Annotated in this window: 23 protein-coding genes and 2 pseudogenes; 11 read left to right on the top strand and 14 right to left on the bottom strand. The window is 65.7% G+C overall.

Translation table 11 applies throughout. The annotated features are described in order from the left end of the window. Positions 1 to 201 precede the first annotated feature (201 nt). The 5 genes and pseudogenes from HPY67_08045 (at position 202) to HPY67_08025 (ending at position 6,151) form a co-directional block, all read left to right on the top strand. Positions 202 to 510, top strand: coding sequence for a transposase (locus tag HPY67_08045; GenBank protein ID NPV04667.1), 309 nt, complete (start codon positions 202 to 204; stop codon positions 508 to 510). After that, positions 402 to 1,325, top strand: a pseudogene (locus HPY67_08040) (IS3 family transposase). The gene HPY67_08045 and the pseudogene HPY67_08040 overlap by 109 nt, the downstream one beginning before the upstream one ends. Positions 1,326 to 2,052: 727 nt before the next feature. Continuing rightward, complete coding sequence (locus HPY67_08035) at positions 2,053 to 3,594, top strand: IS21 family transposase (protein NPV04666.1); 1,542 nt, start codon at positions 2,053 to 2,055, stop codon at positions 3,592 to 3,594. 11 nt (positions 3,595 to 3,605) lie between these two features. Beyond that, positions 3,606 to 4,325 carry an ATP-binding protein gene (locus HPY67_08030; GenBank protein ID NPV04665.1) on the top strand — a complete coding sequence of 240 codons (720 nt, stop codon included), beginning with the start codon at positions 3,606 to 3,608 and terminating at the stop codon, positions 4,323 to 4,325. A gap of 371 nt (positions 4,326 to 4,696) precedes the next feature. Further along, positions 4,697 to 6,151 carry an FAD-dependent oxidoreductase gene (locus tag HPY67_08025; GenBank protein NPV04664.1) on the top strand — a complete coding sequence of 485 codons (1,455 nt, stop codon included), beginning with the start codon at positions 4,697 to 4,699 and terminating at the stop codon, positions 6,149 to 6,151. Between the two features lie 52 nt (positions 6,152 to 6,203). Here the strand turns inward: HPY67_08025 and HPY67_08020 are convergent, their stop codons facing one another. From HPY67_08020 to HPY67_07995, 6 genes are all read right to left on the bottom strand, one after another. Continuing rightward, positions 6,204 to 7,145 (bottom strand): VacJ family lipoprotein, encoded by a 942-nt coding sequence (locus HPY67_08020; protein ID NPV04663.1) that lies wholly within the window; start codon positions 7,143 to 7,145, stop codon positions 6,204 to 6,206. Between the two features lie 3 nt (positions 7,146 to 7,148). Beyond that, a complete protein-coding gene (locus tag HPY67_08015) occupies positions 7,149 to 7,757 on the bottom strand; it encodes an ABC transporter substrate-binding protein (GenBank protein ID NPV04662.1) in 609 nt (202 codons plus the stop codon). Next, on the bottom strand, positions 7,754 to 8,224 hold the full coding sequence (gene mlaD, locus HPY67_08010; GenBank protein NPV04661.1) for an outer membrane lipid asymmetry maintenance protein MlaD: 471 nt from the start codon (positions 8,222 to 8,224) through the stop codon (positions 7,754 to 7,756). Before mlaD ends, HPY67_08015 begins: the two co-directional genes overlap by 4 nt. Then, the gene (locus HPY67_08005) at positions 8,221 to 9,465 is read right to left on the bottom strand and encodes an ATP-binding cassette domain-containing protein (GenBank protein ID NPV04660.1); all 1,245 of its coding nucleotides are present in this window, start codon (positions 9,463 to 9,465) and stop codon (positions 8,221 to 8,223) included. Before HPY67_08005 ends, mlaD begins: the two co-directional genes overlap by 4 nt. 72 nt (positions 9,466 to 9,537) lie before the next feature. Further along, positions 9,538 to 10,359 carry an ABC transporter permease gene (locus HPY67_08000; GenBank protein ID NPV04659.1) on the bottom strand — a complete coding sequence of 274 codons (822 nt, stop codon included), beginning with the start codon at positions 10,357 to 10,359 and terminating at the stop codon, positions 9,538 to 9,540. 150 nt (positions 10,360 to 10,509) lie between these two features. After that, positions 10,510 to 11,073, bottom strand: coding sequence for a flavin reductase family protein (locus HPY67_07995; GenBank protein NPV04658.1), 564 nt, complete (start codon positions 11,071 to 11,073; stop codon positions 10,510 to 10,512). Positions 11,074 to 11,146: 73 nt separating this feature from the next. Here HPY67_07995 and HPY67_07990 point away from each other — a divergent pair, with 73 nt between their 5' ends. Together HPY67_07990 and HPY67_07985 are read left to right on the top strand one after the other, a co-directional pair. Further along, positions 11,147 to 12,154, top strand: a complete 1,008-nt coding sequence (locus HPY67_07990; GenBank protein NPV04657.1) for a DUF3187 family protein — start codon at positions 11,147 to 11,149, stop codon at positions 12,152 to 12,154. Positions 12,155 to 12,238: 84 nt separating this feature from the next. Continuing rightward, on the top strand, positions 12,239 to 12,448 hold the full coding sequence (locus HPY67_07985) for a hypothetical protein (GenBank protein NPV04656.1): 210 nt from the start codon (positions 12,239 to 12,241) through the stop codon (positions 12,446 to 12,448). A gap of 199 nt (positions 12,449 to 12,647) precedes the next feature. Here HPY67_07985 and HPY67_07980 read toward each other — a convergent pair whose 3' ends face one another. The 6 genes from HPY67_07980 to HPY67_07955 all read right to left on the bottom strand — a co-directional run bounded on the left by HPY67_07980 (position 12,648) and on the right by HPY67_07955 (position 16,936). Then, positions 12,648 to 12,800: a hypothetical protein gene (locus HPY67_07980; protein ID NPV04655.1), complete on the bottom strand. Its 153-nt coding sequence runs from the start codon at positions 12,798 to 12,800 to the stop codon at positions 12,648 to 12,650. A 28-nt stretch (positions 12,801 to 12,828) separates the two neighbouring features. Further along, positions 12,829 to 13,449 (bottom strand): hypothetical protein, encoded by a 621-nt coding sequence (locus tag HPY67_07975; protein ID NPV04654.1) that lies wholly within the window; start codon positions 13,447 to 13,449, stop codon positions 12,829 to 12,831. 69 nt (positions 13,450 to 13,518) lie between these two features. Beyond that, a complete protein-coding gene (locus HPY67_07970) occupies positions 13,519 to 14,187 on the bottom strand; it encodes a hypothetical protein (protein NPV04653.1) in 669 nt (222 codons plus the stop codon). A gap of 39 nt (positions 14,188 to 14,226) precedes the next feature. Continuing rightward, complete coding sequence (locus HPY67_07965) at positions 14,227 to 15,192, bottom strand: MBL fold metallo-hydrolase (GenBank protein ID NPV04652.1); 966 nt, start codon at positions 15,190 to 15,192, stop codon at positions 14,227 to 14,229. Positions 15,193 to 15,232: 40 nt separating this feature from the next. Beyond that, complete coding sequence (locus HPY67_07960) at positions 15,233 to 16,402, bottom strand: MFS transporter (protein ID NPV04651.1); 1,170 nt, start codon at positions 16,400 to 16,402, stop codon at positions 15,233 to 15,235. An 87-nt stretch (positions 16,403 to 16,489) separates the two neighbouring features. Continuing rightward, positions 16,490 to 16,936 (bottom strand): HIT family protein, encoded by a 447-nt coding sequence (locus tag HPY67_07955; GenBank protein ID NPV04650.1) that lies wholly within the window; start codon positions 16,934 to 16,936, stop codon positions 16,490 to 16,492. A gap of 459 nt (positions 16,937 to 17,395) precedes the next feature. Here HPY67_07955 and HPY67_07950 point away from each other — a divergent pair, with 459 nt between their 5' ends. The 4 genes and pseudogenes from HPY67_07950 (at position 17,396) to HPY67_07935 (ending at position 22,733) form a co-directional block, all read left to right on the top strand. After that, positions 17,396 to 19,492 (top strand): glutamine synthetase type III, encoded by a 2,097-nt coding sequence (locus HPY67_07950; protein ID NPV04649.1) that lies wholly within the window; start codon positions 17,396 to 17,398, stop codon positions 19,490 to 19,492. Positions 19,493 to 19,970: 478 nt separating this feature from the next. Beyond that, positions 19,971 to 20,963, top strand: a complete 993-nt coding sequence (locus HPY67_07945; protein NPV04648.1) for a DctP family TRAP transporter solute-binding subunit — start codon at positions 19,971 to 19,973, stop codon at positions 20,961 to 20,963. Beyond that, positions 20,963 to 21,445: a TRAP transporter small permease gene (locus HPY67_07940; protein NPV04647.1), complete on the top strand. Its 483-nt coding sequence runs from the start codon at positions 20,963 to 20,965 to the stop codon at positions 21,443 to 21,445. The genes HPY67_07945 and HPY67_07940 overlap by 1 nt, the downstream gene beginning before the upstream one ends. Then, positions 21,442 to 22,733, top strand: a pseudogene (locus HPY67_07935) (TRAP transporter large permease). The gene HPY67_07940 and the pseudogene HPY67_07935 overlap by 4 nt, the downstream one beginning before the upstream one ends. A 40-nt stretch (positions 22,734 to 22,773) precedes the next feature. On the opposite strand, the gene HPY67_07930 reads toward HPY67_07935, so the two are convergent. Beyond that, complete coding sequence (locus tag HPY67_07930) at positions 22,774 to 23,244, bottom strand: ATPase P (protein NPV04646.1); 471 nt, start codon at positions 23,242 to 23,244, stop codon at positions 22,774 to 22,776. 86 nt (positions 23,245 to 23,330) lie between these two features. Beyond that, a complete protein-coding gene (locus HPY67_07925; GenBank protein ID NPV04645.1) occupies positions 23,331 to 23,948 on the bottom strand; it encodes a hypothetical protein in 618 nt (205 codons plus the stop codon). Between the last annotated feature and the right edge of the window lie 34 nt (positions 23,949 to 23,982).

Below are 23,982 nucleotides of genomic sequence, written 5' to 3'. Positions count from 1 at the left end.
TGGGATGGGATTGGGGTAAGAACCGGGATAAGGGTAAGTAACAGGGTCTGTGCAAGTGAAAGGGACTGTTCCTGGACTGCACCCCTTGAGTTGGACAAAATGTGTTAGAGTACCGGGCAGGACCCCCGATCCCCACGAGGGGGAGAAAGGATCTTGCCATGAAGCCACGCAGAACCTTCAGCAACGAGTTTCAAGCGTCAGGTGATCGAAGAGTACCTGAGCGGGGTCAGCACGGCGGCGCAGCTGATGCGCCGTCACGAGATCTCGTCGGGGCTGCTGTATCACTGGAAGGATCAGTACACCAAGGGGCGCTTTGACAATCCTCCCAGTCACGAAGCGGCCCTGGAGGAGCGCGTCCGTCAGCTCGAGCAGCTGGTGGGCCGGCTCACCCTGGAGAACGAGTTTTTAAAAAAAGCCGTGCAGCGAAGCCTCGCACCGTCGAAGAGAAGCGGCGGTTCATCGCTGAGCATCGTGGCCTCGTCGAAAGCATCGAAAGGGGGTGCGAGCTGATGAACCTGCCCCGCAGCACGTACTACCATCAGTCAAAGAGCCAACCCGACGGGGAGAAAGCGCTCATCGCCCGCATCGAGGCCGTGATCGGGGAGTTCCCCGGCTACGGGTATCGCCGGGTGACCAAGGAGATGCATCGTCGAGGGTTCCGGGACAACCACAAGAAGGTGCTTCGCGTCATGCGCGAGCAGGGATTGACGCGCAAGCCCAGGCGCCGCTGGGTCCGCACCACCAACAGCGAGCATGCCCATCGGGTCTATCCCAACCTCGCGCAGAACCTGCTGGTCACGGGTCCCAACCAGCTCTGGGTGGCCGACATCACCTACATTGCCATCCTGAGCGGCTTTGTGTATCTGGCGGTCATCCTGGATCTCTTTGCCCGCAGGGTCGTGGGCTATGCGCTCTCGCGCAATATCGACACGGCTCTGTGCCTGGAGGCCCTCCGGATGGCCCTGACGCGTCGCAGACCCCCGGCAGGGGTCGTCCACCACTCGGATCGCGGGGTCCAGTATGCCTCCCGAGACTACGTGGAGGAGTTGCTTGCCAACGGCTTCCGGATCAGCATGGCCCGAAGAGGCAACCCCTACGACAATGCGGCAGCCGAGAGCTTCATCAAGACCCTGAAGGCCGAGGAGGTCTACCTCTGGGAGTACCGGACGATGGCCGATGTCCAGAATCGTCTTCCCACGTTCATCGAGGACGTTTATAATCGCAAGCGGCTGCACTCCTCGCTCGGGTATGTGCCGCCTGTGGATTTCGAGGAAATGTTCAACAACGCCAAGTCCTGTCCGGTTACCCTAACCGCAGCTGTCTAACCGGAGGGGGGCACTCCAGTTAGCACAAATTTGCATCGTGGTTTTTTCCAATGTTAGATAACGTGTGTTCGGTAAACTTCGCCGCTTTTCTGTTTTCTTTATTCCTATCAATGGTTTGCCTCGATTTTTGCTCTCTCAGAAAAATTATGCAGAGCCCGATTTTCACCCCAAACACAATATGTAGTGTCAAGGTCCATCACCCTCTTGCAATCTTGTGCCTCAATTCCTCGATGGTCAGCGGCCTGCCGCTCTGGTGCACCATGTCCGCCATCCCGATTGACCCCTTCTTCCAAAGATCCCACCTCGTTCTGCCGAGCACCTCTTTCTGTTTTTCCTCGTCCTGGTCCCGAAGTTAATCTTGGCATTTGACCTTTGCCGGAGCCTGTCCATTCATCGACGCCCGGATCCCGGCGTCTATCTTCTCCAGGGTGCTCCGCTTCTCCGGTGACAGATCCTCGACCCCGGCGAGCTCAGCGTGGGACTTGAACAAGGGAATTAAAGTGGACCGACAATCCCAATGAAACGGAGGCCCTGGAGGCGCAGGAGGCCCAGTGCGTATTCCGACGCAATCCGCCACCTGATTCCGATTGATTCCGCCACCCCATTCCGACGGAAGCCGCCACCCGATTCCGGTCGATTCCGCCACCCCCTGTCCGGAGCGCTGTGACGCTGGATAAATCTCCGTAAAGCCGGTACATCCTCCCGCAAAAACCCCGAGGAGGCGTCGATGCCGGCAGAGAGGTTGTCCATGCGCACCATTCGAGAAGTCCTGAGACTCAAACGGCAGGAGCACCTGCCCAATCAGCAAATCGCCGCGAGCTGCCGGATCGCCCGCAGCACCGTCCGGGAGTATCTGGAGCGAGCCGCTTTGGCGGGCCTCACCTGGCCCCTGTCGCCGGAGCTGGACGATGCGGCGCTTGATCGGCTGCTGTTCCCCCCGCAACCGCCGGTTGCTTCGGCGACACGCCCCCTTCCCGACATGGAGCAGATCCACCGGGAGCTGAGCCGCAAGGGCGTCACCCTGAGGCTGTTGTGGCTGGAGTACAAGGCGGACCATCCCGAGGGCTACCAGTACAGCCAGTTCTGTTTGCTGTATCACCAGTGGGCGGGCCATCTGGACGTCTGCCTTCGCCAGAGCTACCGGGCCGGGGAGAAGCTCCTCGTGGACTACGCGGGCCTGACGATGTCGATCGTCGACCCGCAAACGGGGCAGGAGAGCCCGGCCGAGCTCTTCGTGGCCGTCCTGGGGGCCAGCAACTACACCTTCTGCCGGGCCTCGATGAGCCAGAGCCTGCCGGACTGGATCGAGGCGCACAGGTACGCCTTCGCCTTCTTCGGCGGCGTGGCCGAGATCACCGTGCCCGACAATCTCAAGTCGGCCGTCACGAAGCCCTGCCGCTACGAGCCCGACCTCAACCCCACCTACCGCGACATGGCCAGGCACTACGGCACGGTCATCATCCCCGCCCGGGCCGGAAACCCCCGGGACAAGGCCAAGGTGGAAGAAGCCGTCCAGATGGTGGAGCGCTGGATCGTGGCCCCGCTTCGCCATCGCCGCTTCTTCAGCCTCCATGAGCTCAATGCCGCCATCGCCGAAAAGCTCGCCGCGCTCAACGAGAAGCCCTTCCAGAAGCTCGAAGGCACCCGCCGAAGCCTCTTCGAGGACCTCGACCGTCCCGCCCTCAAGCCCCTGCCGCAGGCGCCCTACGAGTACGCCGAATGGAAGAAGGCCCGGGTCAACATCGATTACCACGTCGAGTTCGAGCGCCACTACTACAGCGTGCCCTATCAACTGGTCAAAGAGCCGGTGGAGCTCCGGATCACGGCCAACACCGTGGAGGTCCTCTTCAAGGGCCGCCGCGTGGCCTCGCACCCGCGAAACGCCGCGCGGGGCGCCCACACCACCGAGCCTTCGCACATGCCCGAGGCCCATCGGCGATATCTCGAGTGGTCGCCTTCACGGATCATGACCTGGGCCGCCCGGACCGGGCCGATGACCGAGGCGCTCGTCACGGCCGTCCTGGAGTCCCGCCGGCACCCCGAGCAGGGCTTCCGCAGCTGCCTGGGCATCCTGAGGCTGGGAAAACGATACTCGCCCGAGCGGCTCGAGGCGGCCTGCGCCCGTGCCCTTGCCTGCCGCGCCCTGAGTTATCGCAGTGTCGAGAGCATCCTGAAGACCGGGCTGGATCGTCAGGCGATCCCTGAAACGCCGCCGTCGCCGCCGGCCGTCATCCACCCCAACATCCGCGGAAAGCAATACTACAACTGAAAGGACGGCGCATGCTCCACAACCAGACCCTCGACAAACTCCACGCCCTGAAACTCCACGGCATGGCCGATGCCTTCCGGGAGCAGCTCCAGAGCCCCGCCTGCGATCCCCTGAGCTTCGCCGAGCGCTTCGGCCTGCTCGTCGATCGCCAGTGGGACTGGAAGGAAAACGCCCGGATGCAGCGATACCTCCGTGCCGCCAGGCTCAAGCTGCCGGCCTGCATCGAGGACATCGACTTCCGGACGCCGCGCGGCATCGACCGCGCCGTGCTCATGGGGCTGGCCTCCTGCGACTGGGTCCGCCATCACCGAAACGTCCTGGTCACCGGCCCCACGGGCGTGGGCAAGACCTTCATCGCCTGCGCCCTGGCCCACAAGGCCTGCCGCGAAGGCTACCGCGCCCTCTACATCCGCTGCCCGAGGCTCTTCCAGCAACTCGCCCTGGCCCGCGCCGACGGCAGCTACGGCAAGCTCCTTGCCCGGATCGCCAAGGTCCATGTCCTGCTCGTCGATGACCTGGGGCTTGCTCCCATGAGCGACAGCGATCGTCGGGATCTCCTGGAGATCCTCGAGGACCGCCATGGCGGCGCCTCCACCATCGTCACCAGCCAGCTTCCCCTCGAGCTCTGGCACGACAACGTGGGCGATCCCACGCTGGCCGACGCCATCCTCGACCGGCTCGTACACAATGCACACCGAATCGAACTGAAAGGAGCTTCCATGCGAAAATAGAAGCAGGCTTGACCAAACCGGCTCGTTATGAGAAACACCAAACACCAGCGTCGCTTCGCTCCGAGCAGATGGCGGCTTCACCCGGAACAAGGTGGCGGCTTCGCTCGGAATCGCATGGCGGAATCAGCGGAATAGGCACCAGCGTCAATCGGTTGCCGGTCCAGGCCGAAGCACCTTTCTTTTTCCCTCGATGCGCGACTTTCCCATCTCCGGCGCCATCGGGGCTCTTCATTCTCTTCTTTCATCCGCGAGATTGTGATAGAGATCCGTAAGAAAGACGGACGGGATGCGGAACCGAGGGGGCGCGCTGCGGATTCGCCGCAAGCCCGCCTTCACGCGCGGCCCCGGACACGGGGCAAGGGGATGACGGCATGTCCCGGTATGATTTCGACATCGGCGTGATCGGCGGGGGGTCGGGCGGCCTGACCGTGGCGGCCGGGGCGGCGCGCTTCGGCGCAAAGACCCTGCTCATCGAAAAGGAGAACGCGCTCGGCGGCGACTGCCTCCACTACGGTTGCGTCCCGAGCAAGACCCTCATCCGGACGGCCCACGTCCGCCACCTCATGCGCCATGCGGCCCGGTACGGGCTTCCCGCCGTTGACCTGCCCCCCGTCGATTTCAGGGACGTCACCCGGCGGATCCGGTCGGTCATCGCCGCGATCCAGAGGCACGACTCCGAGGAACGGTTCTGCGCGCTGGGCGCGAGGGTTGCATTCGGGGAGGCGCGCTTCGTCGACGAGCACACCATCCGCCTCAACGGGCAAGTCCATTCGGCGAAGCACTGGGTGATCGCCACGGGATCCTCGGCGGCATCCGCACCCATCCCCGGGCTCGACAGGACGCCCGTCCTCACCAACCGGGAAATCTTCTATCTCGACAGGCTTCCACGGTCCATGATCGTCCTCGGCGCAGGCCCCGTCGGCGTCGAGATGGGACAGGCCTTCCGCCGCCTGGGGACGGACATCGACATCGTCGATGCGGCCCCTCAGATCCTCACCCGAGAGGACAGGGACATGGCCGAGACGGTCATGCAGGTCATGGAAGCGGAGGGCGTCCGGTTCCGCCTCGGCGCCTCGATCCTGGAGGTCCGCGACCTCGGCGATGAGAGGGAGGTCGTGATCCGGACGGGCGGGCAGACGGAGCGCCTGCGGGCCGAGGCCGTCCTCGTCGCCCTGGGGCGGAAGGCCAACCTGGAAGGGCTCGGCCTCGAGGCGATCGGCGTCGAATTCGACGGCAGGGGCCTCAGGCTCGACAGCAGGCTCCGGACGACGGCCCACAGCCACATCTACGGGGCGGGCGATGTGACGGGCGCCTACCCGTTCACCCACGCCGCGGGCTACGAGGGGGGGATCGTCATCACCAACGCCATCTTCCGCCTGCCGAGAAAGGCGGACTACACCTACATCCCCTGGTGCACCTACACGGACCCCGAGCTGGCCTCCATCGGCATGAACGAAAAGACCGCCCGGGAGGCCGGCATCAAGTACTCCCTGTGGACGGAGAACTTCCGGGACAACGACCGCAGCCTCGCCGAGGGGGAGCAGGAGGGGAAAATCAAGCTGCTGCTCGACGAGAAGGAGAAACCCATCGGAATCCAGATTCTCGGCCCCTCGGCCGGGAACCTCATCAGCGAGTGGGTGGCGGCCCTCAACGGCGGCGTCTCGCTCGCCACCCTGGCCGCCTCGGTCCACCCCTACCCGACCCTGGGCGAGATCAACAAGCGGGTGGCCGGCAACTTCATGGCCACCAAGCTCTTCTCCGACACGGTCAAGAGGGGGCTCAGGTTCTTCTTCAGCCTCAGGGGCAGGGCCTGCGAGAGCCCTTGAGCGGGCGGGCAAGCACACGGTCAGAGGGGAACCGGGCCGCGGGCGAGGCGGGTCAGGGCCTCACCCGGCGCGCCGGGCTGCCCGCGCCGGGGATGTCCGGTTCGGTCGTGCCGATCGTCCCCCGTTCCTGGACCTTCATGTGGCGGTACTGGATGTAGGCGTTGCGCACCGCGACGTAGGGGTCCAGGGCCGCTCCCTTGATCGCCTCGTAGTCGCCGATCGTGAGCGAGGTGTCGTTGATCGCCTGGTACCCGCGGACGGCCGTCCAGACGTACCAGGGATCGAGGTAGGACACCGGGTAGGCGAAGAAATCCCCCACCATCCCCACGGTGTCCCGGGGGCTCGAGGGGCCCAGGAACGGCCAGACGAGGTAGAATCCGTGGCCGATGCCGTAGACGCCGAGGGTCTGGCCGAAGTCCTCGTCCTGCCTCAGGAGGCCGACCTCCTCGCTGCCGGCCGGGTCAAAGAGGCCCGCCAGACCGATCGTGCTGTTGATCATGAAGCGGAACAGCTCCGTGGCCGCGCCGATGAAGTGGGCCTGCAGCAGGCAGTTGACGAAGCGGATGGGCGACCGCAGGTTTGAGAAGAAATTGCCCACGCTCACCCGCGCGGGCTCGGGCACGACGGCGCTGTACCCTTCCGCCACCGGCTTCAGGACCCAGAAGTACAGGCGGTCGTTGAAGGTGAACATCGCCCGGTTGAAGGGCTCCAGCGGGTCCGCGATCGTGACGGCGGCCGTGGACGGGGGCTCCGCCTCGTAGTCGAAGTCGTCCTCTTCCCCCTCGGCCGCCTCGGCCGGTTCGGCCTGCGGCGGCGCCGCGCCCGCCCCGTCGGAGACCGGGCGGACCTCTTCGGGGGCCGACCCCGGGGCGGCCGGTGCCGGGGCGCCTGACGCCAGCCCCGCGGCAAGCGTGTCGGGGGCAGGCTGCGGCCCGTGGGCACAGCCCGAGGCGATGATGACCACCAGTGCGAGGACGAGCGGGATGCGCCTCATGGCTCAGGATTTCTGCTCTTTGGCTCTCTTGCGCAGGATCTCGATGAGATCGGCCGGCGTGTTCTTGGCCAGGATTTCGTTGAACTGGGAGCGGTAGTTCATCACGAGGCTCACGTTCTCGACGACGACGTCGTAGACCCTCCACCGGCCGTCCTTCTCCTGCACGAGCCGGTAGTTCACGGGGATTTCCCTCGACTTCGCGACCACCCGCGTCTGGACCTCGACCCGTCTCTGGGCGATCGGGAGTTCCCGGTCGAACAGGACCTTCTCGTTGTCGTAGGCGAGGATCCGGTCGGCGTAGGTGTTCTCCAGGACCTGCTGGAACAGGGGCGAGAACTCCTTGCGCTGCGCCTCGGTCAGGGAGTTCCAGTGGCGCCCGAGGGACCAGCGCGACAGCTCTTCCTGGTTGAACATCCGGTTGTAGATGACCCGCAGCTTCTCCCGCTTCACGTCCTCCTTGAGCGTCTTGTCGCGGAGCACGTCGATCACCTGCGTGACCTCGGTGCGCAGCATCTCCATGGCCGTCGCGGCCTGCGCCGGCACCGTGCCGGCCGTCAGCAGGATCAGGCTCAGCGCGGCCGCGCAGATTCCCATCGTCTTCGTTTTCGTCATGGCTTCGCCGGTTCCTCCTTCTTCACGTCTCCAAAGGCATACTTGCTGATCAGGTCGGCCACATCCACGGCCGACTGGGTCTGGATGATCCAGTCGCCCGGCTTGAGGGGCTCGCCCAGTCCGCCGGGGTCGATGCTGACGTACTTGTCACCGATGAGCCCCTCCGTCCGGATCGACGCGATGGCGTCTTCGAAAATCTGGACGTCCTTCCGGATGAGCATCTCCACAATGGCCTGCTGGCTCTTCTGGTCCATGGCGAGCCGGTCCACCCGCCCGATCTCGATGCCGAACATGGTGACCGGGCCGCCGACCCGGAGGCCCGAAACCGAGGTGAAGCGAGCCGAGATGCGGTACTGGTCACCCTCGAAGAAGGCGACGTTGCCGAGCTTCACCGTCAGGTAGCCGACGCAGAGCAGCCCTATTGCAACGAAAATGCCCACGGTGGTCTCCATGGCATACTTTTTCATTTCCCATCCCCCTCGTTGATGCATCGAATGCGGGACACGACCTGCTGGGCCTGCCTTGCCCGGGATATCACGGAGTCGAGGTCCTCGTCGGGCCGGCCCTGGGCCAGGCCGGCAAGCAGGGTCAGCTCCACGCACGTGTCGGACTTCGAACGTTTCTGCGCCGCGGCCCAGATGTCCAGGATCGCCTGCTCCTGGGCCTGCAGGTCGTGCACGTACTCCGCCACGATCCCCTCCGCCTCCGCCCGGTCCGTCGAGGGCAGCACGGTGACGTACTCGTTGATGCTGTGGCGGGTGGAGAAGCCGCCGATCGCCGCGAAATGCCTGCCCAGGAACACGCCGAGGCTCCGGAGGGCCTCCTGCGATGCATCGTGGCCCAGGTGCGCCGCCACGTTGTCGAGCCCCTCCAGCGTGAACACGGCCACCGCGTAGGCATCCCCGAGGGCGCCCCCGCGCAGCTGCCCCTGGTAGCGGAGCTTGAACTGCCGCCGGGAGTGCAGGCCCGTGAGCTCCTTCTGCAGCCCCTCGAGGCTGTGCACCACCTCCTCCTTGAAGGGGTGCTCGAATTCCTCGAACTCCTCCGGCGTCCCCTGGAACACGATCCGCTTTCCGTAGAGGGCGAGGATCCGGTTCGAGATGAAGTACACGTCCGGGATCTCGTGGCTCACCAGGACGGCCGTGAATCCCAAGGTGCGCTGGTACTGGGCGATCATGCCCAGGATCGCGTTCTTGCGGACGGGGTCCTGGCCGGTGGTCGGCTCGTCGAAGAGCACGATCTGGGGGTCCGTCACCAGGGCCCTCGCCAGGGCCACGCGCTTCTGCATGCCCCCGGAGATCTCCGAGGGGTACTTGTCGACCGCGTCGGCGAGCTCCATCTGCTCGAGCCGGGCCATCACCCTCCGCCGGATCTCGGCGCGGCCCAGGTTCGTCGTCTCCTCCAAGGGCAGGGCCACGTTCTCGTAGACCGTCATGGAGTCGAACAGCGCGTTGCCCTGGAACATGTAGCTCATGGGCAAATCGCGCCTGCGGATCTTCTCCAGGGGGGTTCCCCGGAACAGGATCGTCCCCTCGTCGGGCTTGAGCAGCCCGATGATGTGCTTGAGCAGAACGGTCTTGCCCGTGCCGCTCAGCCCGATGATCGTCGTGACCTCCCCCTCGTAGATCTGCAGGTTGACGCGCTCGAGCACCGTCTTGTCGTTGAAGCGCTTCGAGACGTCCTTGAATTCGATCAGCGGGGTCGCCATGCCCAACCTGGTTTTCCTCTTTCACATCCCCCTGCCCTGCCCCTTTGCAAAAGGGGGACGCAGGGGGGTTTTCTAGATCAGCAGCGACGTCACCACGTAGTCGGCAATCAGGATCAGCACGCAGGAGATCACGACCGCCGCGGTCGTGGCCCGGCCGATGGCCCGGGCGCCGTAGCTGTCCGTGCGCATGTGCGCGAAGTATCCCTGGTAGCAGCACACGGTCGTGACGATGACGGCGAACACGATGGCCTTGACGAAGCCGTCGGTGACGTCCTTGAGGTCCACGCTCGCCTCGATGCGGTACAGGTAGGTGCCGGCGTTGACGCCCAGCAGCATCACCCCCGAGATGTACCCGCCGATGATCCCGACGACGTCGAAGATGGCCGTGAGCAGGGGGAAGCTGATGATCGAGGCCGCGACCCGCGGGCTGATCAGGTACCGCAGCGGGTCGATGCGCATCGTCCCCAGGGCGTCGATCTGCTCCGAGATCCGCTGGCTGCCGATCTCGGCCGTGATGGCCGACCCCGCCCGGGCCGTGATCATGATGGCCGTGAGCACCGGGCCCAGCTCCCGGATGAGAGACAGGGCCACCAGGGTGCCGAGGGCGCCCTGGGAGCCGAACTTGACCAGCGCGTGGTAGGACTGCAGGCCCAGGACCATGCCCGTGAAGAGCCCGACGAGCATGATGATCGGGACGGAGCCCGCGCCGATCAGCCACAGCTGCTCGAGAATCTTCATGAGCTGCCGGGGCCGGAAGATCTTCACGACGGCCAGGGAGACGAAGATGGTCGAGGCGCCGAGGTTGTTGACCCAGCTGATCGCCTTGCGGCCCAGGGCCGCAAAGGGGTCCGTCAGCCACCGGACCGGGTGACGGCCGGCTTCATTCCCGGCCATTGGTTCTGGCGTCATGGTTCGTTTCCCTCTTCCGGAGCGGCATGTCGGTCGGAAGCGCTTCGCCCCCGGACGTAAAACGGCTGCAAGCTTACCACAAAAGGCCTTGCTTGATAAAGCCCTTTGCGATGACGCACGGCGCCCCCGGGCCGGCTAGTCACCGACGGCCTTCCCGGCCTCCCATGCCCGGCCCGCGAACTCCCCCACCGTCCAGTAGCGGTTGTCGGGCATGGTGAGAAGGAGGGGGTCGAGCTTCCTGACGTCGAGCTTGCCCTCCGAGAGGCAGCGCTCGTCGGCGAAGGAGGCGACGATCTCGCCGATGTAGAGGTTGTTGGTGGGCAGCGCCACCGTCTGCACGAGCCGGCACTCGAGGTTCAGGGGACACTCCCGGATCATGGGGGCCGTCTTCGTCTCGCTGTAGAACACGTCGAAGACCTTCGACTTGTCGACCCTGCGGCCCGAGACGAGCCCGCAGTAGTCGGTCTTCCCGACGAGGCGCCTGTCGGGGACGCAGACGCTGAAGGTCCCGTTCTCCCGGATGCCCTCGTTGGTGTAGTGCTTGTTAAAAATGCCGACGGCCAGCATGGGCGGCGCCGCATTGACGCGGCTCACCCACCCCACGGCCATGAAATTCGCCCTGCCGCCCACATCCGTTCCCACGAGCACGACGGGCATGGGGTAGAGGAACACGTTCGTGCCGACGGAGATCTTCTGCATGGATTGACCCCTCCTTTCCCGATTTGACGTTTTTTGTACCATTTTCTCCGCGGCAGTGCTACGTTTCCACGTCATGAAGCGCCTGCCCGCAATCCTCACGGCGGCCCTGCTGGGGCTGCTTTTCGCACCGTCGACCGGCATGCCCGCCGACATGGCGCCGTTTCACGTCTCGAACCGCAGCCCTCTCGTGCAGATCTTCGGCCTGCCCGCCGCCGGCGATGCGCGGGTCCTGCCGGAGGGGCAACGGGAGCTGGCCCTCGCCCTCGATCTGGCCAATCACTTCATCGACGTGAGCGCCCGCCGCGAACAGCTCGTCCTCGACGGCGAGACGGTCCGCCTGAGCCTGGCGGGCCGCATGGGAATCGGGGCCCGCACGGAAATCGGGTTCGAACTGCCCTGGATCCGCCAGGGCGGGGGCTTCCTGGACGGGTTCATCGAGTCCTACCATCGGACCTTCGGCTTTCCGCAGGGCGGCCGCGACAAGGCGCCCGGGGGCCGCATCCTTTTTCAGTATCAACGCAACGGGGTCAACCGGGTTTACGTCGGCCGCTCGGGTTCCGGCATCGGGGACGTCCGCCTCGGGGGCGGGGTGCAGCTGATCGCCGACGGGGGCGAAAACCCGCGGGCCCTGGCCCTGCGCGCGAGCCTGAAGCTCCCCACCGGCAACAGCGGCGACCTGCACGGCAGCGGCAGCACCGACCTCGCGCTCTGGCTCGCGGCAAGCCGGGGGTGGAAGGCGGGCGGCGGTCACTGGGGACTCTTCGGCGGTGCCGGGGTCATGGGGATGACGGACGGCGATGTTCTGCCCGATCAGCAGAAAAACGCCGTTGCCCTCGGAAGCCTCGGGGCGGGCTGGCAGCCGCTTGCGTGGCTCACCCTGAAGGTCCAGCTGGACGGGCACACGGCGTTTTACCGGGACAGCGATCTCGCCGAGCTGGGTTCGGCCTCCGTGCAGGCCGTCCTGGGCGGCACGCTGCACGTCTCGGAGCGCACCGCGCTGGACATCGGCGTGGCGGAGGACCTGGCCGTCAAGACCGCCCCCGACGTGGTCTTCCACTTCGCCCTTCGTCACCGCTTCTGAGAAGGCCCCGGCTTGACAGGGGGGCCGCCTGCCGCTAGCCTGTCAGCAGCGGGATTCGGAATTTCCGCCGCCGGGAGCAAGGACATGCGCATCACAGACGGAAAGGAAATCTGCGGAGTCTGCGGGAAGGTGCCCTCGATCATCTACTGCGACGGCTGCGACAAGCCCCTGTGCCGGGCCTGCCGCCGGTTCGATATGTGGCAGCAGGGCTGCGGCTCCATCCCCACGAAGGTCTTCTGTCTGGCCTGCGCGGCCAACCCGTGGGTGAATCCCTGGGGCAGCGCCATGGATTAACAGGCAGGTGAAAAAGATTCATCTGCTGCGTTGCCCTCCGACCTCGTCGCTCAACGTACGCTCAAGTACGCCTCGCTCCTCGGCCTGTCAGGCGCCTTGCATCTGAACCTTTTTGACCAGCCTGAAGAAAACCTCATCCGGCAGGGGTCAGGGGCTCTTTTGAAGAAAATTTTTCTTGCCCCATAACCGAGACGCGGTCTTACTCGTCCCGCTCGAAGATCTGGTCCACGAAATGCTGGAAGGGCCCGGGGACCTTCGACTTGGCAAAGGCGACGACCTCGTCGATGACCTTCCGGGCCGCCTCGTCGCCGGCACCCGTGATCTCCCTGATCTTCTTCAGCAGCTCGTCCATGCCGTTCTCCTTGTGCACGATTTGCAGACTATCGGCCCGCGATCGCGGCGCACCGCTTGAAATCGAAGGCCATGAACGCGGCCTTCGCCTCTGCGGTGCGCGGGTCCCGGGGGCCCCGTTCCCTCATCAGCCTTTCCACGGCCCGCGCGGCCTCGAGTGCTTCGGCGCCCCGCTCCGGCGCGGTCACGAGGACCCCGAGCCTGTCGCCGTCCCCCCACAGGGGCACAACGGCGACTTCGCCGTCCCTGAAGAGATCCCTGCCCGCGGCATCAAGCCGATAGGTCGCCTGCCTGAAATGGGGGGCCGAAGGGTTTGCGTCCATGACCTTCACGGTGCCGTAGCCTTCGGCGGCGTCGGGGTTGACCTTCAGCACGAGGATCCCCGCGTCGGGCAGGGCCCGGTCGAAGCCCACGGGCTGGCGGTTCTCAATCAGGTAGTAATGGCCCCGGGCCAGGGGGATCTTGACGGCCAGGGTCTCTCCCCCTGCACTCAGGGGCGAGAGGAACGCCACAGCCGTCCCGCCCGGCTTCACGAAGCGGACCTGCTCCTTGGCGATCCACCCGAGGCGGATCTTCGTGAAGGAGCTGATCCCCGGAGGCGGGCTGCCCCGCTCCACGAAATGCTGGGACATGATGTCCCAGGGCCCCATGTAAACCGCGTTGTGATCGAAGGAGGGAAGACCTGCGGAAGCGTCAGACTGACGCTCGAAATCGTACAGTCAGGGGACCCGCCGCTTCCCGGCATCGATGCCGCCCAGGGCGTGGAAGAAATCGTGGGCAAACATGCCCAGGTGCGCGTTTTCGCACCCTACGAAGATGCCGCCGCGAAACGCCGCGCCGCCCCTCGACTGCACCGTTGCGTAGGCCAGGTTGCCCCTGACCCCCGTGAGCATCCCCGGGTTGGCACAGTAGCAGAGCATCCCGTATCCCTGCCCCGGCATGGTGCGGACGCCGGGGATGATGAGGATATGCTGATACCGGCCGAAGTCCACGTCCGCTTCCACGCCCGTCATGGCGTCCTCGATGAGCTTCCGCACCCGCCGGCGGTCCACCTGGAAGTTATACGGGCTCACCTTGTACAACGACAGCGGATCGGGCAGGTCCACCCAGCCCCGGAAGTCGGCCTTGACCCAGGCCTTCCCGTAGGACTGCTCCCGCACGTACCGGTCGAGATCCCCGACGGCCCGTCTCCGGATGTTGTCCAGATCGAACGAGGGCCTCGCATCCGGAAACCGCACGGCGACGGCCAGGACCCGCAGCCCCCCCGTCGCTTGGTCCGACTGCATTCCCAGCCCGTCATCACCCCCGGCGAAGGCCTTTGTCCCCGGCGCCGCCGAGAAAAGAAGCGCCAGGACGACCCATGCCGCGGCAACAGCGATTCTCTTCATGACCCCTCCTTTCCCCCGGGGCTCCGCCGCCCGCAACGTCTAGATGTCGAACGCCTCGCCCATGACGGGGACGCGCACCGTGCCGGGCAGGCCGTCTTCCGCCCACAGCCTCTGCGCCTCGCGTCCCCACATCTCGTCCGTCCAGCCCCAGCCGGGGTTTCCCTCGCCCTCCTCGTGGCCGCCCATGTGGACGAGCAGCGTTTCCTTCGGCCGGAGCACGCGTGCGACTTCACGGGCCGTGGCAAAGGACAGGTGCCCCGTGCTGAACCCCGCGTGCTCCTCGACGGTCCAGGAAAAGCAGTCCAGGAAGAGGTGGTCCGCCCCCGTCAGGAGCTCCGCGGCCTCCCTCTGCGGCCCCGTTTCGGGGTTGGTGATCCAGGTGTTGCTGCTGTCGAGATCCCAGAGGAGCACCGTTTTCCCCCTTTCGGTCTGCACGACGAAGCAGGCGCAGTTGTACATCCGGTCCTTGAAGTTCTCCGGGTTGATGTCGGCGCCGGCGTGGGAGACGCAGACGGGGGTGATCGAGATGCCGTCCGTCCCGAGGTCAATGGGGTCGAGGAGCGTCCCCGGCGGTTCGGCTTCCTTCGACGGCCGGCCGTCGAGGCAGCGGTACCACTCGTAGGAGAAGTTCTTCGCCAGCCACCTGCCGGTGCCTTCCCGGCACCACGCGGGGATCCTCGAGAACTTCCCGCCCCGGCGCCGGGCCGTGCGCCGCATCGTCTCGCCGAGGCGGTTGAGCTCGAGGCTGTGGTCCGGGTGCCAGTGCGTGAAGAGCAGCCAGTCCACGCGCGCCTCGTCGGCACGGAAGGTCTCGCGGAGGCTGTCCACCACACCCAGGCCCACATCGACGAGGGCGTGCCAGCCGATGCGGCCCCCGCCGTCACGGCCGACGAGGGAAACGGAAACGTTCGCCACGCGGTCCCTGCGCGCACAGCGCGGGCAGGGGCAGCCGAACTCCTGCAGAAAGGCGTTGCCGAACCCGTTGACGACCAGGGAATAGTTCATGGGCAGCTCCGCAGCCGGGGAATGATGGTTCGTTCCGTGTTTAACACGTTTTGCCCGGTTCGGGAAGGCGCGAGACGAAAACGAGGAGCGCCAGCGGGATGACGGCCACGGCGGCGAGCACCGGCCGGATGGAGAAGGCATCGGCAAACGCCCCCGCGATGGGCGTCATGGTGCCCCCCAGGCCGAAGGCGAATCCCATCATGAGGCTCGAGACCATCGACCGGCCCTTGGGGGCGAGCGTCTGCGCCAGGGTGACGCCCAGCGGGAGGGTCGCCATGATGAAAAACCCGGACAGGAAGATGAGCGGGTAGACCCAGGGGCCCTCGGCCCACACGAGCAGCAGCAGGCAGGGCGAGGCCAGGAGGAAGCTCGCGGCGAAGAGCCCGCGGAAGCCGATCCGGTCCGAGAGGTAGCCGAAGAGCATCCCGCTTGCCGTCCCGGCCAGCGTGAAGAGCGTGATCATGGCCCCCACGGCGACGAGGCTGTAGCCCTCCTGGACGTAGAGCACGGGCAGGTACGTGCGGAAGACGTGGGCGACGAAGGCGCGGAAGACCATGAGGAGCCAGATCAGGGCGATCCACTTCCAGACATGCCCGAAGGCCTCCCGCAGGGTGCCGAGGAACGTGTCGCTCTCCATCTTCTCCCCCTCCGGCACGGGCACCGCGAGGAACAGGTAGGCGAGGACCGCGAGCCCCGGGACCATGAGCCAGGGCATCGCCCCGAGTCCCAGGCCGCTCACGTACCACGTGATGAACAGGGGACCGACGGCAAAGGCGAAGGTGCCGCCCATGTTGAAGACCGAGTAGGCGAACCCGGGGCGCGTGCCCGCGTAGGAGTAGACCATCCCCGCCACGGAGGGGTGAAACAGGGCCGACCCGATGGAACCCAGGGCCGTGAGGCACAAAAGGACGGCATACGACGGGGCCGCGCCCGTGAGGGGGATGGCGGTCACCGAGAGGAGAATGCCGCCGAGGATGAAGAGTCGCGTGCGGTGCCGGTCGGCGAAGTACCCCACGTTGGGCTGGACGACAAAGGACAGGAAACGGCCCAGGCCGCTGATGATGCCGACCTCGGTGAGCGACAGCGCGAAGGCGCCGGCAAAGACGGGCAGCAGCGGCGTCGTGAAGGCGTTGAAGAAGTCGCCCGTGAAGTGAACGAGGGTCAGCGCGAAGAGGACCCGGACGTTGGCTTTGCGTGGCGGTTCGGTCATGGGCGCTGCTTTCGCTTGACGCGGCCCGACGATCTTACGGGTTCACGCCGGAACTGTCAAGAAAGGGCGTCCTGCCGGACCGGGCGGCTACTCGGCCTCATTCAGCTCCCGTGCCGCCTGCGCCATGAGCGCGGGGTCCCTCAGCGCCGCGAGCTGGGCGGGCGACTCCTGGAAATTCTCCAGGGCGTTGAAGAAGCGGTCCAGGACGTCCCCGCCGTAGGTGGGGATCAGGAAGATGTGCGTGTGGGGGATCCGCCTGCCTCGGGCGTACAGGAAGACGAAGTCCGGCTTGTAGGTCTTCATCATCCGGTTGGCGACGGTGTTGGCGGCCTGGAAGAGGTCGGCCGTCTCCTCCCCCGAGAGCTGGTGCCACCAGGGGACGTGTTTCTTCGTCAGCACCAGGCAGTGGCCCTTCGTGTAGGGGTGGATGTCGAGAATGACCAGCGCGTGCTCGGTCTCGTGGACGCGGTACGCCGGGGCCTTGCCGCTCACGATGTCGCAGAAGATGCAGCTCCCTTCCTTGCCGCCCGACATGGGATGCGCCTCCTTTCACCCGGCCCGACGGAACGATCCTGGCACGGGACTGACGCCTCTTTACACGGAACCATTCGATTCGGCAAGATCATTTTGCGCCGCCCCGCGCGAGTCGGCACAGAAGCAGCCGGCCCTGGGCGGACGGAGCCGCCCATGAACGCAAGGCCCGGCAGGCGGTCCCCGGTGCGGTGAGGCCGCGACCGAGTGTATCAATTTTGTTATTCGTCCGAATATCTGCACATAAATGTATCCAATTTTACCCCGCCTCCCTGCGCGCATAATCATTACATTCAATGATTTTGCATAATTACATTTATGTCATCCCGTGGCACCCTTATTGCCTGATGCGGGTTGTGCGGCAGGCCCGTGCGGGCCCTCCCCGGCAACACCACGGCATCGATGCCACGCCATAGCCCCGAACCACGTGGAGAAAACAAATCACGATAGAAGGAGAGAAACATGGAGATCACGGCAGTGTTTGGTTCGAACGTTTTCAGCGACAAGGTCATGAAGGAGCGGCTCCCCCGGGACGCGTACAAGGCCCTGAAGGAGTCCATCGAAAAGGACATGCCGCTTCGGCCCGAGATTGCCGAAGTCGTCGCCAATGCCATGAAGGACTGGGCCGTTGAAAAAGGGGCGACCCACTACACGCACTGGTTTCAGCCGCTGACCGGGATCACCGCGGAAAAGCACGACTCGTTCATCTCCCCGAGCACCAACGGCAGCGGGCACCTCGAATTCTCCGGCAAGCAGCTGATCCAGGGCGAGCCGGACGCGTCGTCGTTCCCGAGCGGAGGCCTGCGCAGCACCTTCGAGGCCAGGGGATACACGGCCTGGGACTGCACCTCCCCCGCCTTCCTCAAGGAGGATGCGAGCGGCAACGTGACCCTCACCATCCCGACCGCCTTCTACTCGTACAACGGCGAAGCCCTGGACAAGAAGACGCCCCTGCTGCGCTCCATGAAAGCCGTGTCGAAGCAGGCCATGCGCGTGCTCAGGGCCCTGGGCAACACGACGTCCAGCCGGGTTTCCTCCACCGTCGGCCCCGAGCAGGAATACTTCCTCGTGGACAGGAAATTCTACACGGAGCGGATCGACCTGATGCTGACGGGCCGGACGATCTTCGGCGCACCCGCCCCCAAGGGCCAGGAGCTGGAGGACCAGTATTTCGGCTTCATCAAGGACAGGGTCTCCGCGTACATGCACGATCTCAACCGGGAGCTGTGGAAAATGGGCATCACCGCCAAGACCCAGCACAACGAGGTCGCGCCCGCCCAGTACGAACTGGCCCCCCTGTTCTCGACGACGAACATCGCAACCGACCACAACCAGCTCGTCATGGAGACCATGCAGAAGGTCGCCCTGCGCCACGACCTGGTCTGCCTGCTCCACGAGAAGCCCTATGCCGGCATCAACGGCTCCGGCAAGCACAACAACTGGTCCCTGTCGACCGATGACGGGATCAACCTGCTCGACCCGGGCCACACGCCCGGCGAAAACAAGCAGTTCCTGCTGTTCCTGAGCGCCCTGATCAAGGCCGTCGACACCCACGCCGACATCCTCCGGGCGACCTGCGCCTGCGCCGGAAACGATCACCGCCTCGGCGCCAACGAGGCGCCCCCGGCCGTCATCTCGATCTTCCTGGGCGACGAGCTGACGGCGGTCCTGGAGAAGCTCTCGAAGGACGAGCCGGTCACCACGAAAGGCGCCCAGTACCTGAAGGTCGGCGTGGACACGCTGCCCGCGATCCCCAAGGACAACACGGACCGCAACCGGACCTCCCCCTTCGCCTTCACGGGCAACAAGTTCGAATTCCGGATGGTGGGGTCCTCCCAGTCCATCGCCGGTCCGAACGTGGCCCTGAACACCATCGCCGCAGAGGCCCTCGACGAGATCGCCACCCGCCTCGAAAACGCGAAGGACAAGAACGCCGAGGCTGCGGCGATCATCAAGGAAACGTACAGGAAGCACGGCCGGATCCTCTTCAACGGCAACAACTACAGCGAAGAGTGGCTGCAGGAGGCGGAGAAGCGGGGCCTGCCCAACGTGCGGAACTCCGTGGACGCGCTGAAGGCGCTGATCACCGACAAGGCGCAGAACCTCTTCGAGAAATACGGGGTCCTGTCCCGCAAGGAGCTGCATTCCCGCTACGAGATCTACATCGAGACCTACGCGAAGCAGATCAACATCGAGGCCCTGGCGGCCATCGACATGGCCAAGAAGCAGCTCATCCCCGCGGCCGTCGAGTATGCGACGTTCCTGGCCGACTCGGTCTCCAGCTTCAAGGCCGCATCGGTCGGTGCCTCCGTCCAGGAGGATCTCCTGAAGAAACTCGGTGCCCTGCTGGCGTCGTCCTACAAGTCCCTCGGCCGGCTCGAGGCCGCCGTGGCGGAAGCGAAGAAGACCGAAGACTGCGTCAAGAAGGCTGAGATGTACCGGGACGAGGTCGTCGGCGCGATGCAGGCCCTGCGGACGGACATCGATGCCATGGAGATGCTGGTCCCCAGGGACATGTGGCCCGTGCCCACGTACGCCGATCTGCTCTTCAAGCTGTAATCTCCGGCCGAAGCGGGGATCTCCGGTCTCTCCGGGCCGGAGATCCCCGCCCGGCTGGCGGCACACCCGCTCCCCGTCCCCCCGTCCCTTCCGGCAGCCGCTGCTGCGCAGGCCATCCCCCCGCTTACCATCGCACAAGTCTTTGGCACGCACGTTCGGGGCTTCCCGTGACGGTCATGGAACGCGCCGCGTCCATGGGGAAACGGCGGCGCCGCCGGCATCGTGCACCACCCGACGGCCGCCGCGTGCGAAGCCGGCGGACGCGCAGGCCGCTGTCAAAACACGGGAGATCCGCGGCAGGCCGCGGGGGCGGCTTCCGGTGTCCCGGGACCGGGCTGTCCGGGAGGCGGCCGCACCGCAAGGCGGCGACACACGTCAGCCTCGCCCGGAATCCGCTGTTTCTCCTTGACAAGGGCCGCGCGGATTCACTAAGGACAAAAGAGCACTCGACACCATTTCCCAAGGAGGGGGTAGCCCGATGAGGAACCATCGATGGATCATGACCTTCGCGTTTGTCGGCGCCTTTGTGCTCGCCCTGATGCCTGCTGCGGTCCAGGCGAAGACGACGATCAAGCTGGCCCACGTCTGCACCGAGGAAGACATCTTCCACATCCAGTCCGTGAAATTCAAGGAGCTGGTGGAGAAGCGCACCAATGGCGAAGTGGAGATCCGGATCTTCCCCAACAAGCAGCTCGGCGGCAAGGAGGAGGACCTCATCACCATGGTCCAGACGGGGACCATCGGCCTGGCCACCATCACCTGCGGGCCCATCACCACCTTCGACCCGCTGTTCGGCGTGCTGGACATGCCCTTCCTCTTCCGGGACGAAAAGCATGCCTACAAGGTGCTCGACGGCCCCATCGGGCAGCGGTTCCTCGATTCGCTCTCGAAAATCGGCATCAAGGGCCTCGCCTTCGGCGAGCGCGGCTTCCGCAACGTCTCCAACAACAAGCGCCCCATCCACAAGCCCGAGGACCTGAGCGGCATCAAGATCCGCGTCATGCAGAGCCCCATTTACATTGCCACCTTCAAGGCCCTCGGCGCGAACCCCATCCCCATGGGCTGGGGGGAAGTCTACACGGCGCTACAGCAGGGCACCATCGACGCGCAGGAGAACCCTCCCTGGGTCATCTGGGCGTTCAAGATCTACGAGGTGCAGAAATACTACTCGCTCACGGGCCATTCCTACTCGGGCAACGTGATCATGATGAACAACGAGCTGTTCAAGAAGTTCGACCCCAAGACCCAGAAGATCCTGGTCGACTCGGCCCGCGAGGCCTCGGCCTACGAGCGCAAGGTGAACAACGACGGTGAGGCGGACGTCCTCAAGAAGCTCCGGGAGAAGGGGATGCAGGTCAACAGCGTCGACCGGACCCTCTTCCAGAAAGCCAGCAAGAGCATCTACGAGGACGAGTACAAGAAGCACCCCGAATGGAGGAAGATCATCGCCGACATCCAGAAGGTCAAGTGATGATCCGCCTGCTCAAGACCCTCAGCCGCGGGCTTGACCGCCTGGTGGGGTGCGCCGTCGTGGTCCTGCTCGTCGTGATGACCGCCGTCACGTCGGCGGGGGTCTTCTGGCGCTACGTCATGAACGACGCCCTGAGCTGGGCGGAAGAGCTGGGCTGCTACATGCTGGTCTGGGTCTCCTTTCTCGGTGCGGCCCTGGCCACCTACCGCGGGGCCCACATCGGGATCGATGTCGTCTACGACCGGATCCCGCGCCCGGCGCAGCGCCTCCTCGACGTCGCCGTGAACGGCGCAATCGTCGTCTTCATGGGGGCCATCCTCCTGAGCTCGCTCAGGATCCTGCCCGTGGTGAAGACCCGCATCTCGCCGACGCTGTCCGTTTCCATGGACATCCCCTACCTCGTCCTGCCCGTTTCGGCCGGGATCATCATCTTCCAGACCCTTGTGCGGATGCTCCCGGAGCCGGGGGAGGGGAAGCCGTGAAATACGCGATCTTCGCGATTCTCATCGGCCTCATGCTGCTGCGGATGCCCATCGCCTTCTCGATGGGCATCGCGGCGGCGGCCGCCATGGTGTTTCTTTTCGACGTGGAACTGACCGTGGCGGTCCAGCAGATGTTCACCTCCAACGACTCGTTTCAGCTCCTGGCCGTCCCCTTCTTCATGCTGGCCGGAGCCCTGATGGAATCCGGCGGCATCAGCCGCCGGATCGTCAATTTCGCCAGCGCCCTGGTCGGGTTCGTTCACGGGGGCCTCGCCCACGTCACGGTCCTGGCCTCCATGTTCTTCGCCGGGATCTCCGGCTCCGCCGCGGCGGACACGGCGGCCATCGGAACCCTGATGATCCCCGAGATGAAGAAGCGGGGCTACGACGTGGGGTTCGCCTCGGCCCTGCAGGCCTCGGCCGGGGCCATCGGCGTCATCATCCCGCCGTCCATCCCCATGGTCATCTACGGCGTCATGGCTTCCACCTCCATCGGCGCCCTGTTCCTGGGCGGCGTCGGGGTCGGGCTCCTGGTCGGCCTGTCCCTGATGGCCGTCTCCTATTTCCATGCAAAAAAAATGGGGTACCGGTCGGAGGGGGCTTCGACGCGGCAACCGTCTGGACCACCTTCAAGGACGCCCTCTGGGCCCTGGGCATGCCGGGCATCATCGTGGGGGGGATCATGTCGGGGATTTTCACGGCCACGGAGAGCGCCGTCGTCGCGACGGACTACGCTCTGCTGGTCGGGCTCTTCGTGTACCGGGAGATCACGTTCCGGGACCTGCCGGGCATCTTCATCAGGGCCGCCGTCACGAGCGCCCTGGTCATGTTCATCATCGCCAACGCATCCCTCTTCGGCTGGGTGCTCGCCTTCGAGCAAATCCCGCAGGCGATCACGCAGCTCTTCCTCTCCCTCTCGAAGGACCCCGTGGTGCTCCTTCTCATCGTGAACGTGCTGCTGCTGTTCGTGGGGACGCTGATCGAGACGGCAAGCGCCCTGATCATTTTCGTGCCCCTTCTCGTGCCGCTGGTGCCCTATCTGAACATCGACCCGGTCACCTTCGGCGTCGTCGTGGTGACGAATCTTGCCATCGGGATGCTGACGCCGCCCATGGGGATTTGCCTCTTCGTGTCCTGCTCGATCGCCGGCATCTCCCTGGAGCGGATCAGCCGCGCCGTCGTGCCCTTCCTCCTGGTGATGATCGCCGACCTGCTGATCGTCACCTTCGTGCCGGTCTTCACGACGCTGCTGCCGAAGCTGTTTCTGGGGTCACTTGCAGTCAGATGAGCGAGGCGCTGCCTTGCCGCCGGGACGGCCCGTTCGGGCCTCACGAGCGCAAGGTGGCGACGAGCCGCTTCGGATGGAGAAGAAGTTCGAGGGCGGTCCGTATGTCCCCGCAGACGACAGGGGCCGCCGACGCCGTTTCCGCCGAGGCCCCCTCCCCCCCGATCACGCAGAGGCCGACGGCGGCCTCCCGGACCATGAGCCGGTCGTTGCGGCCGTTGCCGATGCAGACCGTCCGTGCCGCGCCCAGTTCCCGCACGTAGTCCCGCTTTGCAACGTCCTGGTTCCCTTCGGGCAGAACGACCAGGCGGCAGGGCAGGCCCTCGCATGCCGCGGCCGCGCTGCCGTGGGTGTCCGCCGTCACGACGTGGATCTCCAGGTCCCGCGAGAGCCGCCCGAGCAGCTCCCGCACCCCCTCGGCGAGGATCCCGTCGCAGGCCAGCGTGCCGTTGAAATCGAGCACCAGGTGCTCCAGGACAACCTGCCCGAACCCGGGTATGCGGATGTCGATCATGGTGGCCTCCCCTGTGCCGCGATGCCGTGCCTCAGCGCGGACGTACCGTTTATCGGGCCCTTTGTAAAGCCCCGCGGCCCCGGCACTCAGCGTCCCCCCTGCCGCCGCTTCAGTTCCGCGAGCAGCCGCAGCGCGCACGTCCTGCGCAGGGTGTCCGTCGGCGTCTCCGCCGTGCGGGAGCCCCTGACGCGGCGCGACGCCCTGCGGAGGGCCGGTATCGCCGCAGGCCCCAGCTGCCGCAGGGCCTGCTCTGCGGGGGCACGGCACAGGTCATCCCCGAGCGCCGCGACGAACAGGGGGGCCGTCTCGGGGCGGCGGAAGGACCCGAGGGCCTCGATGACGCCGGGCAGGAAGCGCCGGCCGGCAAGCCGCAGCAGCACCCGGTACACCTCTTCCGTCTGCCGGGCGGCCAGGGCCCGGGCCGCCGTGTTCTCGACGGCCTCCTCCCCGAACCGGGTCACCGGGTCGGGGATGCTCCTGGGCATCTCGAGATATTCCAGCAGGACAGGCCACGCGCCGAGCCGGGCAAGGGCCTGGACGGCCCACTGCCGGGGCTGAAAGATGTGCGAGGGCGGGCCGTTGAGGAGGTAGTCGCGAAGAGGCCCCACGGCGCTCTCCCCGCAGGCCGCGAGCTCGTCCACGGCCCGGCCGCCGCGGTGGAGATCTTCCAGTTCCCGAACCAGCTGTTCGATCCCCGTGCGCATCTGCCTCCCGCTTCCCCCTGGGGCGGGCTCGCTC

Source organism: Syntrophaceae bacterium (genome assembly GCA_013177795.1).
GTDB lineage: Bacteria > Desulfobacterota > Syntrophia > Syntrophales > UBA2192 > UBA2192.
Note: the sequence above shows the minus strand (reverse complement) of the source record. Positions and strands in the feature narration are given on the sequence as shown.